Source organism: Sphingopyxis sp., from assembly GCF_034380315.1.
GTDB lineage: Bacteria > Pseudomonadota > Alphaproteobacteria > Sphingomonadales > Sphingomonadaceae > Sphingopyxis.
The window spans coordinates 119,389-131,017 of record NZ_JAXMPB010000007.1; the positions used below are offsets into that span (position 1 = coordinate 119,389).

Annotated in this window: 15 protein-coding genes; 7 read left to right on the plus strand and 8 right to left on the minus strand. The window is 62.2% G+C overall.

Going from position 1 to position 11,629, the window contains the following annotated elements:
- Positions 1-63: 63 nt before the first annotated feature.
- The 5 genes from U0S50_RS13895 to coxB form a co-directional block, all read right to left on the minus strand.
- Positions 64-615, minus strand: a complete 552-nt coding sequence (locus tag U0S50_RS13895; RefSeq protein WP_322309363.1) for a cytochrome c oxidase assembly protein — start codon at positions 613-615, stop codon at positions 64-66.
- The gene (locus tag U0S50_RS13900) at positions 612-761 is read right to left on the minus strand and encodes a hypothetical protein (RefSeq protein WP_322309364.1); all 150 of its coding nucleotides are present in this window, start codon (positions 759-761) and stop codon (positions 612-614) included. Before U0S50_RS13900 ends, U0S50_RS13895 begins: the two co-directional genes overlap by 4 nt.
- Entirely contained in the window at positions 758-1,669 is a 912-nt protein-coding gene (locus tag U0S50_RS13905) for a heme o synthase (RefSeq protein ID WP_322309365.1), read from the minus strand. The genes U0S50_RS13900 and U0S50_RS13905 overlap by 4 nt, the downstream gene beginning before the upstream one ends.
- 65 nt (positions 1,670-1,734) lie before the next feature.
- A complete protein-coding gene (gene ctaD / locus U0S50_RS13910; RefSeq protein ID WP_322309366.1) occupies positions 1,735-3,402 on the minus strand; it encodes a cytochrome c oxidase subunit I in 1,668 nt (555 codons plus the stop codon).
- 16 nt (positions 3,403-3,418) lie between these two features.
- Positions 3,419-4,477, minus strand: coding sequence for a cytochrome c oxidase subunit II (gene coxB, locus U0S50_RS13915; RefSeq protein WP_322309367.1), 1,059 nt, complete (start codon positions 4,475-4,477; stop codon positions 3,419-3,421).
- Positions 4,478-4,710: 233 nt separating this feature from the next.
- On the opposite strand from coxB, the gene pyrE reads away from it, so the two are divergent.
- The 5 genes from pyrE to U0S50_RS13940 are packed head-to-tail and all read left to right on the plus strand — an operon-like array spanning position 4,711 to position 8,380.
- Positions 4,711-5,298 (plus strand): orotate phosphoribosyltransferase, encoded by a 588-nt coding sequence (pyrE, locus tag U0S50_RS13920; protein ID WP_322309368.1) that lies wholly within the window; start codon positions 4,711-4,713, stop codon positions 5,296-5,298.
- Positions 5,295-6,044, plus strand: coding sequence for a pyridoxine 5'-phosphate synthase (locus U0S50_RS13925; RefSeq protein ID WP_322309369.1), 750 nt, complete (start codon positions 5,295-5,297; stop codon positions 6,042-6,044). Before pyrE ends, U0S50_RS13925 begins: the two co-directional genes overlap by 4 nt.
- On the plus strand, positions 6,041-6,445 hold the full coding sequence (acpS, locus tag U0S50_RS13930) for a holo-ACP synthase (protein WP_322309370.1): 405 nt from the start codon (positions 6,041-6,043) through the stop codon (positions 6,443-6,445). Before U0S50_RS13925 ends, acpS begins: the two co-directional genes overlap by 4 nt.
- Complete coding sequence (gene lepB, locus U0S50_RS13935) at positions 6,445-7,287, plus strand: signal peptidase I (RefSeq protein ID WP_322309371.1); 843 nt, start codon at positions 6,445-6,447, stop codon at positions 7,285-7,287. Before acpS ends, lepB begins: the two co-directional genes overlap by 1 nt.
- Positions 7,288-7,297: 10 nt before the next feature.
- Positions 7,298-8,380, plus strand: coding sequence for an AI-2E family transporter (locus tag U0S50_RS13940; RefSeq protein WP_322309372.1), 1,083 nt, complete (start codon positions 7,298-7,300; stop codon positions 8,378-8,380).
- 41 nt (positions 8,381-8,421) lie between these two features.
- Here U0S50_RS13940 and U0S50_RS13945 read toward each other — a convergent pair whose 3' ends face one another.
- Together U0S50_RS13945 and rpsU are read right to left on the minus strand one after the other, a co-directional pair.
- Positions 8,422-8,955, minus strand: coding sequence for an FKBP-type peptidyl-prolyl cis-trans isomerase (locus tag U0S50_RS13945; RefSeq protein ID WP_322309373.1), 534 nt, complete (start codon positions 8,953-8,955; stop codon positions 8,422-8,424).
- Between the two features lie 163 nt (positions 8,956-9,118).
- Entirely contained in the window at positions 9,119-9,325 is a 207-nt protein-coding gene (gene rpsU, locus U0S50_RS13950) for a 30S ribosomal protein S21 (RefSeq protein WP_003047635.1), read from the minus strand.
- Between the two features lie 262 nt (positions 9,326-9,587).
- On the opposite strand from rpsU, the gene U0S50_RS13955 reads away from it, so the two are divergent.
- Complete coding sequence (locus U0S50_RS13955) at positions 9,588-10,352, plus strand: class II aldolase/adducin family protein (RefSeq protein WP_322309374.1); 765 nt, start codon at positions 9,588-9,590, stop codon at positions 10,350-10,352.
- A 12-nt stretch (positions 10,353-10,364) separates the two neighbouring features.
- On the opposite strand, the gene U0S50_RS13960 is transcribed toward U0S50_RS13955, so the two are convergent.
- The gene (locus U0S50_RS13960) at positions 10,365-10,862 is read right to left on the minus strand and encodes a DUF2938 domain-containing protein (protein WP_322309375.1); all 498 of its coding nucleotides are present in this window, start codon (positions 10,860-10,862) and stop codon (positions 10,365-10,367) included.
- A 118-nt stretch (positions 10,863-10,980) separates the two neighbouring features.
- Between U0S50_RS13960 and U0S50_RS13965 the strand changes: the two genes are divergently transcribed.
- On the plus strand, positions 10,981-11,526 hold the full coding sequence (locus U0S50_RS13965) for a (2Fe-2S)-binding protein (RefSeq protein ID WP_322309376.1): 546 nt from the start codon (positions 10,981-10,983) through the stop codon (positions 11,524-11,526).
- The last annotated feature ends 103 nt before the right edge of the window (positions 11,527-11,629 follow it).

Consider the following 11,629-nt stretch of genomic DNA (forward strand, 5'->3'; position numbering starts at 1 on the left):
CTGGTGATTCCCCATCACCCGCCGGTCCTTGTAAGACTCTTTGTTGTGGCCTTAGCTCGCCTTTTACCCCTCGTCCACCGGGTAGAAGGTATAGCTAAGGGTGATTTCCTGAATGTCGCGCGCGTCGGGATCATCCATGATCTTGGGATCGACATAGAAGAGGACCGGCATGCGCATCTGCTGTCCCGGTTCCAGCTTTTGCTGGGTGAAACAGAAGCACTGGATCTTGGTAAAATATTTGCCCGCCTGGGTTGGCGTGACGTTGAAGGCCGCCGTGCCCGTCACGGGGTGCGGCGAATTATTTTCCGCAATATAGATCGCCATGTCGCGCGCGCCGATGCTGACCGTGTCACGCGGATGTTCCGGACGGAAGGACCATGGCAGCTTCGGCGAAACATTGGCGTCGAAACGGATCGACATCGTCCGGCTGAGCACCGGCGTTTCGCCAACCGCCACCGCGCCCCCGTCGACGCGCTGCGTCGTCCCTCCGAATCCCGTCACCCGGCAGAACAGGTCGTATAGCGGCACCGCCGCAAAGCCGAGACCGACCATCGATACGGCAAGCATCGTTGCCAGTCCCGCCGTCCGGGCGTTAGGCGACAGGGCAAGCTTCATTGGAAAATCTGCATCTTCGCAATGGTGATGAAGAAAAACAGAACGGCAAGACCGCCCAGCATCCACGCCATCATGTTCGCGCGACTGCGCTGGCGGCGGCGATACTCGGCCTCATCAAAAGGTTCGTTCGTCGGTTCGTCGGTCATAACGTCCACCAATGGTCGGCAACAACGGCGCCAAAGAGGATAAAGAGATAGGCGATGGAAAAAGCGAACAGCCGCTTTTCAGGCTGCATCAGATCGCCTTCGCCCGTGGTTCGGGTGCCGACCTGAATCGACAGTGCCACGAAAATGGCCGACATCACCGTCGCAACCCAGCCATAGAGTGCGCCGGCATAGCCCAAGGGCCACGGCGCGACCGCGGCCACGGCCATGATGAGCGCATAGAAGAGGATCTGGCGCCGGGTCGAACGCTCGCCCGCGACGACCGGCATCATCGGAATTCCCGCTGCCGCATAGTCCGACCGGACGAACAGCGCGAGCGCCCAGAAATGCGGCGGCGTCCACAGAAAGATGAGCAGGAACAGCAGCACCGGCAGCGGCGCGACCTGTCCCGTCACCGCGACCCATCCGATCAGCGGCGGAAAGGCGCCCGCCGCCCCGCCGATCACGATATTCTGGGGTGTCCGCGGCTTGAGCCACATCGTATAGATGAAAACATAGAACAGGATCGACACCGCCAACAGCGCCGCCGCCTGCCAGTTCGACGCAAACAGCATCAGAAACACAGAGAAGGCGGCAAGGCCGACCCCAAACTGCAGCGCTGTCTGCCGATCAAGACGCCCGGACGGCAGCGGCCGGCCTGCGGTCCGTTTCATCTTGGCGTCGAGGCCAGCCTCATACCATTGATTGAGCGCGCCCGACGCCCCTGCCCCCAGCGCGATCGACAGGATCGAGGCGAAAGCCAGAACCGGATGCTTGTCTCCCGGCGCCGCGAGCAGACCGCATAGCGCGGTGAACACCACGAGCGACATCACGCGCGGCTTGGTCAGCGCGAACAGGTCGCGCCAATCCGCCGGCAGCGGCATCGTTCCATGTGTCAGGCTCTGCGCCATGCTAACTCCCGGCCGGAAAAGCGAGATCGCCCCCTGCCAAGGCTGTCAGCAGGGGGCGAAACGTGTCAGGCGATACGCGGCAGTTCGTTGAACTGGTGGAACGGCGGCGGGCTCGACAGCGTCCATTCGAGCGTCGTCGCGCCTTCGCCCCAGGGATTGTCGACAGCCTTCTTGCCCGCGAACAGCGACCAGCCGATGTTCACGAAGAAGAAGATCATCCCGACGCCCATGATCACATAGCCATAGGACGAGATCAGGTGCCAATAGGCGTAGGCGTCCGTATAGTCGGGATAACGGCGCGGCATGCCCTGTTGACCCAGGAAATGCTGGGGGAAGAACAGAATGTTGACGCCGATGAAGAAGATCCAGAAGTGCAGCTGGCCCAGGACCTCGCTGTACATCCGGCCCGACATTTTGGGGAACCAGTAATAGAATCCGGCAAAGAGCGAGAAGACCGCGCCCAGCGACAGCACATAGTGGAAGTGCGCGACGACATAATAGGTGTCGTGCAGGTTGGTGTCGACGCCGCCATTGGCGAGCACGACGCCGGTCACGCCGCCCACGGTGAACATGAAGATGAAGCCCAAGGACCAGACCATCGGGGTCTTGAAGCTCATCGAACCGCCCCACATGGTGGCGATCCAGCTGAAAATCTTGATCCCCGTCGGGACGGCGATGACCATCGTCGCGGCGGTGAAGTACATCTTGAGATTCACGCTCATGCCGACGGTGAACATGTGGTGCGCCCACACGATGAAACCGACGACGCCGATCGCGACCATGGCATAGGCCATGCCGAGATAGCCGAACACCGGCTTGCGGCTGAAGGTCGAGATGATCTGGCTGACGATGCCGAAGCCCGGCAGAATCATGATGTACACTTCGGGATGGCCGAAGAACCAGAAGAGATGCTGATAGAGCACCGGATCGCCGCCGCCCGTCGCATCATAGAAGGTAGTGCCGAAGTTGCGGTCGGTCAGCAGCATGGTGATCGCGGCGGCCAGAACCGGCAGCGCAAGCAACAGAAGGAAAGCCGTGACCAGCACCGACCATACGAACAGCGGCATTTTGTGCAGGGTCATCCCCGGCGCGCGCATGTTGAAGATGGTGGTGATGAAGTTGATCGCACCAAGGATCGACGCCGCACCGGCAAGGTGAAGCGAAAAGATCGCCATGTCGACGGCCGGGCCAGCCGAACCGCTGGTCGACAGCGGGGCATAAACCGTCCAGCCGGTTCCAGCGCCAAGGCCGCTGCCACCGGGAACGAACATCGATCCGACCAGCATGACGAACGCAACAAAGGTCAGCCAGAAGCTGACGTTGTTCATGCGCGGAAACGCCATGTCAGGCGCGCCGATCATCAACGGAACGAACCAGTTGCCGAAGCCGCCGATCATCGCCGGCATGACCATGAAGAACACCATGATCAGACCGTGGGCGGTGATCATGACGTTCCAGAAATGCTTGCCCTGCACATCGCCCGCTGCCGGGTCGAAGAACTGAGCCCAGCCGGTCAGATACTGAATACCCGGTTCGGCGAGTTCGAGACGCATCATCCCCGACAGCACGCCACCGACGATGCCGGCAACGATTGCGAAGATCAGGTAGAGGGTCCCGATGTCCTTGTGGTTGGTCGACATGAACCAGCGGACGAAAAAGCCCGGCGTGTCATGATCGTCATGCGCATGGTCGTGGCCGTGCGCGGCGGGTGCAGTCGCTGCAATATCGGTCATCTGTCAGACCCCCTGATTAATTCGTGGCGGCCGGTGCAGCGGCAGGCGCCGCAGCCGGGGCTGCTTCGGTCGTGGTAACGGCGGCCGGAGCCGGAGCGGCAGCAGCGGCGGGCGCCGCCGCTTCTTCGCCCGACGGATTACCGCCCTTCGAACGCACCCAAGCCTCCCACCTGTCGACAGGCAGCACTTCAACCGCGATCGGCATATATCCGTGATCGACGCCGCAAAGTTCCGAACACTGGCCGTAATAGACGCCGACCTTGTTCGCCGTGAAGGTCACTTCGTTGGCACGGCCAGGGACGGCGTCCATCTTGGTCCAGAAAGCGGGGACCGCGAAGCTGTGGATCACGTCGGCGCCGGTAACGATCAGCTTCACCTGGCGGCCAACGGGCACGACCATGCGGTTGTCGACCGCAAGCTGATGCGGTTCACCGGCGGCTTCCGCCTGTTCCTTGGTCAGCATTTTCGAGACATATTCGCCAATGCCCTGGTCGGGATAGGCATAGCCCCAATACCACTGATAGCCCGTCACCTTGATGGTCAGCGCGTCCTTCGACGGCGGCTCGTACTGCGCCGCGAGCAGACGGATCGAAGGCACGGCAACCAGCGCGAGAATCAGGACGGGAATAGCGGTCCAGATGATTTCGATGAACGTGTTGTGCGTGGTCTTCGACGGAACCGGGTTCGCCTTGGCGCGGTAACGGAAAATCACCCACAGAAGGAGTCCAAGAACAAGCAGCGAGATAATCGTGATGATCGGCAGCAGGATGACATGGTTGAACCAATAGGCCTGATCGCCGATCGGGGTGACCTGCGGCTGGAAATCCACGCCGGCATCGACCGGCTGACCGACGCCCTGCGTCGGCTTCATTGGGACATAGGTCGCATCACCTGCCGGCGCCGACGCTTCGGCGGGCGTCGTGGCGGGAGCCGCTGCATCGGAAGCTGCCGCAGCAGCAGCCGGATTCGCAGGGGCCGCCGCAGTCGGCGCTTCAGCCGGAAGCTGCGCATGGGCCGCGCCCACGGCGCCAAGCGACAAAGCCGCCGCGATTACAAGGGTTTTCAAGCTCTTCATAAGGATAGTGCCGCCCGTTGCCTGTTGCTCTTTTGGTCGTTCCAACCCGCTTCTCCCCCAACCCCGGACACAAATCCGGGCAGCCGGCGACGGGCTGAATCTCGCGGGCGCTATAGACCCGCTTGCCGCTTGCCTCAAGCATCTCTAACACTATTTTGCAGCGAGCAAATCTCTGCCGCGCGATCCGGCCGCTTCCGGTCGGCAATTACATGGACATGAAGAACAATCTCCCGATGACTGACGACGAAATCCTGGCCGAGTTCCGAGCCGCCGAAGCCCTGCTGCAGGGCCACTTCCTGCTCTCTTCCGGGCGGCACAGCGAATATTATCTCCAGTGCGCCCGCGTCCTGATGGACACCACGCGCGCCGGTCGCCTCGCTTCGGCGCTTGCCGCCAAGCTGCCCCGCGATCTGCGCCAGGCAATCGACGTCGTCGTGTCGCCGGCCATGGGCGGCGTCATCATCGGACATGAAATGGGCCGCGCCCTCGGCAAGCCCGCAATGTTCGTCGAGCGTCCAACCGGCACCTTTGAACTGCGGCGCGGCTTTGCCCTCCCACCCGGTAGCAAGGTGCTGATGGTCGAAGACGTCGTGACCACCGGCCTGTCATCGCGCGAAGCGATGGAAGCCGTACGCGCAGTCGGCGGCGACGTGCTGGCCGAGGCAGCGCTGGTCGACCGGTCGGCAGGGAGCGTCGATTTGGGCGTCCCCTTCTATCCGCTGGTCGCAATTAATTTCCCGACCTATGCCGAGGACGAGTTGCCCCCCGAGCTGGCCGCGACGCCCGCGATCAAGCCCGGCAGCCGGAGCGCCGCAGCTTGACCCCCTCCCCGTCCCAGCGCTTGCGGCTCGGCGTCAACATCGACCATGTTGCGACGATCCGCAACGCGCGGGGCGGCGAACACCCCGACCCGGTGCGCGCGGCGGAAATCGTGGCCGCAGTGGGCGGCGACGGCATAACGGCCCACCTTCGCGAAGATCGCCGTCATATCAGGGACGCCGATCTTGCCAGAATTCAAGCGGCGACCGATCTGCCGCTCAACCTGGAAATGGCCGCAACCGACGAAATGGTCGAAATCGCGCTGCGCCATAGCCCGCACGCAGCCTGCATCGTCCCCGAAAAGCGCGAAGAGCGCACGACCGAGGGCGGGCTTGATGCTGCGGGGCAGCACAACCATCTGGCGCCGATCGTTTCGCGCTTGTCCGATGCAGGCATTCGCGTCAGCCTGTTCATCGAGCCTGACCCGCGGCAAATCGAAGCCGCCATGCGCCTGAAGGCGCCTGTGGTCGAATTCCATACCGGGCGATACGCCCACGCCACCGGCGAGGAGCGCGCCGCCGAGTTGCGCCGCATCGAGGATGCGGCAGCGCTGGCATGGAAAAATGGCATCGAGCCGCACGCCGGACATGGACTGACATATGAAAATGTCGTTCCGGTCGCCGCGATCCCGCAACTCGCGGAACTTAACATCGGCCATTACCTGATCGGCGAGGCGATCTTTACCGGGCTCGAGGATGCCGTGCGGCGGATGCGCAATCTGATGGACGAAGCGCGAGGGTCGTCATGATCATCGGGCTGGGCTCCGATCTTTGCAATATCGAGCGCATCCAGCATTCGCTCGACCGGTTCGGTGAACGCTTCGAAAATAGGGTCTTCACCGATGTCGAGCGAGCGAAGGCAGCCCGCCGACCTTTCACCCGTGCCGGCACCTATGCAAAACGCTTTGCCGCCAAGGAGGCCTTTTCCAAAGCCGTCGGCACGGGATTCAAACGCGGGGTGTTCATGAAGGACATCGGCGTCGTAAATGCCCCGTCCGGCGCCCCCACGCTGAAATTGACTGGCGGCGCCGCCGAACGGCTGGCCGAAATGACGCCCGCCGGACATAGCGCGCATATTCACCTGACGCTGACCGACGACCATCCGTGGGCGCAGGCCTTCGTCATCATCGAAGCGATCAAGGACGAGTAATGGCGAAAACCAAAGACGAAGACGAAGGCGGCTGGGGGAAGCTGATCCGCGACATTGCGGTCATCCTGCTGCTCGTGCTCGGCATACACAGCTGCGTGGCCAAGCCCTTTTACATTCCGTCGGACTCGATGATGCCGGTGCTGCGCAACGGCGATCGGCTGATCGTCAGCAAATATCCCTATGGCTGGTCCTATGCTTCGGTCAGCTTTCACCTCGCGCCAAAGATGGACGGCCGCCTGTTTGCCAAGCTGCCCGCACGCGGAGACATCGTTGTGCTGGAACATCCCGAACTGCGTGTCGATTATATCAAGCGCGTCATCGGCCTGCCTGGCGACCGGATCGAGATGCGGAACGGCGAGTTGAGCATCAACGGCCAGCCGATCAAGCGCGAGGTTCAGCCGATGCTGGCTATTCCGGTCGATCGCAACACCCCTGGGCCGGGCAGCAGCCTGCATCGTTTCATCGTCGAGGGCGAGAATGGAAAGCCCGTGCTGGAGGTGCCGATCGTCCGCGAAACCCTGCCCGGCGGAGCTAGCTTCGACACGATCGACATGGGGCCAGGTTATCCCACGGACGATTTCGGTCCCATCACCGTTCCCGATGGTCATTTGTTCCTGATGGGCGACAACCGGGACGGCAGCGCCGACAGTCGCGTTCCGACCAGCCAGAAGGGACTGAATGGCCCCGTACCCTTTGAAGCCATTGCCGGCCGGGCCGAGATTATCAGTTTTTCGACCGATGGAACGGCGAGTTGGTACAATCCGTTAAGCTGGTTCGCAGCCCTGCGATCGGACCGCGCTGGCAACAGCCTGCGCCCGGAGCAGGATAGCAGCACCAAATAGGAGCGACGGAATGGCGGGACGGGAACGACGCACGGAAAGGCCCGGTCCCACCGAAATCCGTAGCCAGCTTGTCCGCACCGAACTGCTGAAAGCCGGGGCCTGGATCGGTCTCGCACTGCTGGTTGGCGCCTGCATCATCCTGATCCAACCCATCCTGCTGATCTTTGCCGGCATCGTCATGGCGTCCATGCTTGATGGCGGCACCCGGCTGCTCGGGCGCGTCCTGCCGATCGGACGCGCTTGGCGCCTGCTGATCATATGCCTGTCGCTGCTGGCCTTTCTGGCATGGGCCATTTTGTTCGCAGGCTCCCAGATCGCCGACCAGGCCGCGACGCTGCAAAAGGTCGTGATGGCACAAGTCGAGCGACTGGCCGCCTGGGCCAGCGACCATGGAATGGGCAATGTAGAAATCGACGCCAAAACGATATCGGACAATATTGCGGGTACCGTGGGCCGCGTCACCGCCGCAGTCGGATCGGTCGTCGGCGCGATCACCAGCCTGGTGATGATCGTCGTGCTCGGCATCTTCATCGCGATCGAACCGCGCCTTTACGAACGCGGGGTCGCGTGGATGCTGCCGATGCGGATGCGCGGCGATTTCTATATCACGACCGCGCGCATGGGATTCACGCTCCGCCGCCTGATGGCCGGACGCTTGCTCGGCATGCTCGTCGAAGGGATTGGCACCTGGTTGGCTTGCCTGGCGGTGGGCATCCCGATGGCCGCCCTGATGGGGCTGTTGACCGGGCTTCTCGCCTTCATTCCCAATATCGGCGCCATCGTGTCGGGCGTGCTGCTGATCCTTGTCGGTTTTTCGGCGGGGACCGATACCGGCTTTTACGCGATGGCGATCTATCTGGTGGTGCAAACGGTCGACGGCTATCTGATCGTGCCGATGGTCGCCAAGCAAACGGTCGACCTTGCCCCTGCCCTGGTCCTCGGTGCCCAGATATTGCTCGGCGCGCTGCTCGGCATTCTGGGACTGGCGCTGGCCGACCCCATCGTCGCAATGATCAAGGTCGCCCTGGAACGCGAGGCCGAGCGTAACGCCGATGCGGCACCTGTTATGACAAAGGCGGCGGAGTCCGGTTGACCCCGCCGCCTGTCTGATCCCCGAATATCAACGCAGCGCGATCAGGGCTGCGGCGCGCCTTGCGGCGCAGGCGGAGCACCCGGCGCTCCGGGAGCGCCGCCCTGCATCATCTGCTGTTGCTGTTGCATCATCTGCTGCATCGCGCGCACCTCGGCTTCGGTGCGGAAGTCGATCAGTTCGACATCGAAGTGAAGCGTGCTGTTTGCCGGGATCGGCCCAACTGCGCGATCGCCATAGCCAAGCTGCGGCGGAATGCTGATCTTGTACTTGCCGCCCTTCTTCATGCGGGTCAGCGCCTCGCCAAAGCCGGGGACAACGCCAGCAACCTGCATCGGCGCCTGTTCATTGGCGTCGAAGACCGTTCCATCGTCAAGCTTGCCTTCATATTTGACCAGCACGACATCGCTGATCGTCGGGCTGGCGCCCGTTCCTTCCTTGACGACCTGGAAACCGATGCGCGGCGTGACCTGATAGGCAAAGGCCGCACCTGCACCCAACAGCGCAAGAATGCCGATCCACATCAGCCACAAGCCGCCCTTGCTGACCGGGCGCAATGGAACCGTCGTCACACTCATCGTTGCAGTCCTTCCTTGGCGCCGTCGGGCGCGTCTTGCGGCTGCCTATAGGCGGAGCGGCGGCAACCGGTCTAGACACAAAGTCCATCGAGCGCGCACGAAAAAGGGCGCCGCGTTGCCGCAGCGCCCTTTTCACGATCAGGATCCCGAACGGGAAGGACGGTTACTTGATACCGTCGCGCTCCATCCGCTTGCGCTCCATCTTGCGGGCGCGGCGGACAGCGGCGGCACGCTCGCGCGCGCGCTTTTCGCTGGGCTTTTCATAATGACGGCGCAGCTTCATTTCGCGATACACGCCCTCCCGCTGCAGCTTCTTCTTGAGCGCGCGAAGGGCCTGGTCGACATTGTTGTCGCGAACGATAATCTGCATACGCCGTGTCGTCTCCTGTTCGTCAAACGGCCGATGGCCCCGGTCTGCATCCGGTTTACCACGGTCGCCGATATTCGGGCAATAAAAGGAGCGCCGCGAACCCGCGACGTTCGAATGCTGCGCCCCTAAAGGGATTCGCTCTTAAATGCAAGCCCTCGCGCGGCGAACCGTCACCCAAGCGCTTTGTGCGGGATTGCCGCCCACCGCTTTCCTATGGCATAGGTAGCAGGACGAAACCGATAAACGGGAAGAGGAAAAGGCGATGGCGACCCAGCTCAAGCGCAACAGCAAGTATAGCGAAGCCGAATGGACGGCACGGCAGGAACTCGCCGCCTGCTATCGCATCTTTGCGATGATGGGCTGGGACGAAATGATCTATAACCACATCACGGTGAAGGTCCCCGATCAGGAAGGCGCGTTCCTGATCAATCCCTATGGCATGCATTTCAGCGAAATCACCGCATCCAGCCTGATCAAGATCGACATCGACGGCAACAAGCTCGACGCCGACAATCCCTGGCACGTCAACAAGGCCGGGTTCGTCCAGCACAGCCTGTTCCACCGCGTCCTGCCCGACGCGCATGCGATTATCCATACCCACACCACTGCGACCATGGCGGTTTGCGGGCTGGAATCCGGGCTGCAGCCGACCAATTTCTATGCCTGCAACTTTATCGGTCAGCTCGCCTATCATGACTTCGAAGGCGTCACGGTACGCGAAGAGGAAGGCGAGCGCCTGGTCCGCAATCTGGGCGACAAGCGTATCCTGATGCTGCGCAACCATGGTCCGGTCGTGATGGGCAAGTCGCTGAGCGATGCCTTCATCAAATATTGGGCGTTGCAGCGCGCCTGCGAAATCCAGCTCGCGACGATGAGCATGGGCAAGCCGATCCTGATCGCCGACGACGTCGTCAAGGTCCACCAGCGCGACCTGTATCTGGCCGCTATCCCGGGGCAGTCAGGCAAGGCCGAGTTTGACGCGATGGTACGCAAGGTCGACAAGATCGATACGGGCTGGCGCGACTGATCGGACGCGATATCAGCCCGTCAATTCGGCGACGAGAACCGCTGCGACGTAGAGGCCGAGGCCGAAAACGCTGTGCGACAGCAAACTGCTTGATCGTGTCCGCCAAGGGCTCGGCGTTCGCGATCCGGCGACTCCGGCGCCCATCGCTGGCTGAAGAATGAAGAATGGTGCCGCAACCGTGACGACCCCCATCGTGAAGGCTGGCAGAAAGGTCGGGTTCCGAAACCATGCTGGGCCGGCGAGGACGAGCAGCATGGCGGCAAAAACGATGCCGACGGCATAATGGGCACACCATCCCATCACCCGTTCGCCGGGCATCGCCCGACTTGCCGCGATACCCGAATGAAACCAGCGGCCATCAGGGATGTGGCCGATCCAGCGGCCGAACATTCCCCAATCGGGCCGAGGAATCCCCAACAAGCGCTGCGCGAGCGACGCCCAAATATCGAGCATGATCGTCGCGCCGACCCCGATAAGCGCCGACCGCAAGGCAACTTCCGATAACGACATTTCAACACCCCTTTCATGTAATACCATCACATAAAGGGAGCGTTGACGATGATTCAAGCACGGCCCGTGGGTCGATAAAGTTTGACAGGAACAAGGCGGAGGGGCTTTCCCTGTTGGCATGACTCGCTTTTCCGTCAACGACCGGCCGGTCGAGTATCGCATGGAACCCGAAACGCCCCTTTTGTGGGCGCTGCGCGATGCGTCCAATCTGACCGGCACGAAATATGGATGCGGCACCGGCGAATGCGGGGCCTGCACCGTCGATATCGACGGGGAAGCCATACGAAGCTGCCTCGTGACCATCGCCGAATGCGAGGGCCGCTTCGTCACGACGATCGAAGGGCTGTCTCGCGACCGCAGCCATCCGGTGCAGCAGGCATGGGTCGCCGAACAGGTGCCGCAGTGCGGTTTCTGCCAATCCGGAATGATCATGGCGGCCACGGCATTGCTGCGTTCCAACAGCAATCCCAGCGATGCCGAAATCGATGCCGCGATGACCAATATCTGTCGCTGCGGCACCTATCCGCGTATCCGCGCCGCAATTCGGCTCGCCGGGCGGGTGCTGCGCGGCGAGGAGCGCATCGCCGCAGCGCCTCCGCCTGGCATCCGTCCAGAAGATGCCGCGCGGGAGGTTCCAGCCCTGCGCCCGGCCCCCAAAAGCTGAACCGGAGACAACACGGCGGTTCAGCAGTGACTCATCTTGTCGTCGGTAATTTCGATTCATCTTCCCGGCTGGCATTTGCAGCCGATGGGACATGAGTTGGAGA

Excerpts from the sequence above, each read along its gene's own strand:
- U0S50_RS13895 (WP_322309363.1), bottom strand. The coding sequence starts at position 615 with ATGAAGCTTGCCCTGTCGCCTAACGCCCGGACGGCGGGACTGGCAACG.
- U0S50_RS13900 (WP_322309364.1), bottom strand. The coding sequence starts at position 761 with ATGACCGACGAACCGACGAACGAACCTTTTGATGAGGCCGAGTATCGC.
- U0S50_RS13905 (WP_322309365.1), bottom strand. The coding sequence starts at position 1,669 with ATGGCGCAGAGCCTGACACATGGAACGATGCCGCTGCCGGCGGATTGG.
- ctaD (WP_322309366.1), bottom strand. The coding sequence starts at position 3,402 with ATGACCGATATTGCAGCGACTGCACCCGCCGCGCACGGCCACGACCAT.
- coxB (WP_322309367.1), bottom strand. The coding sequence starts at position 4,477 with ATGAAGAGCTTGAAAACCCTTGTAATCGCGGCGGCTTTGTCGCTTGGC.
- pyrE (WP_322309368.1), top strand. The coding sequence starts at position 4,711 with ATGACTGACGACGAAATCCTGGCCGAGTTCCGAGCCGCCGAAGCCCTG.
- acpS (WP_322309370.1), top strand. The coding sequence starts at position 6,041 with ATGATCATCGGGCTGGGCTCCGATCTTTGCAATATCGAGCGCATCCAG.
- lepB (WP_322309371.1), top strand. The coding sequence starts at position 6,445 with ATGGCGAAAACCAAAGACGAAGACGAAGGCGGCTGGGGGAAGCTGATC.
- U0S50_RS13940 (WP_322309372.1), top strand. The coding sequence starts at position 7,298 with ATGGCGGGACGGGAACGACGCACGGAAAGGCCCGGTCCCACCGAAATC.
- U0S50_RS13945 (WP_322309373.1), bottom strand. The coding sequence starts at position 8,955 with ATGAGTGTGACGACGGTTCCATTGCGCCCGGTCAGCAAGGGCGGCTTG.
- rpsU (WP_003047635.1), bottom strand. The coding sequence starts at position 9,325 with ATGCAGATTATCGTTCGCGACAACAATGTCGACCAGGCCCTTCGCGCG.
- U0S50_RS13955 (WP_322309374.1), top strand. The coding sequence starts at position 9,588 with ATGGCGACCCAGCTCAAGCGCAACAGCAAGTATAGCGAAGCCGAATGG.
- U0S50_RS13960 (WP_322309375.1), bottom strand. The coding sequence starts at position 10,862 with ATGTCGTTATCGGAAGTTGCCTTGCGGTCGGCGCTTATCGGGGTCGGC.
- U0S50_RS13965 (WP_322309376.1), top strand. The coding sequence starts at position 10,981 with ATGACTCGCTTTTCCGTCAACGACCGGCCGGTCGAGTATCGCATGGAA.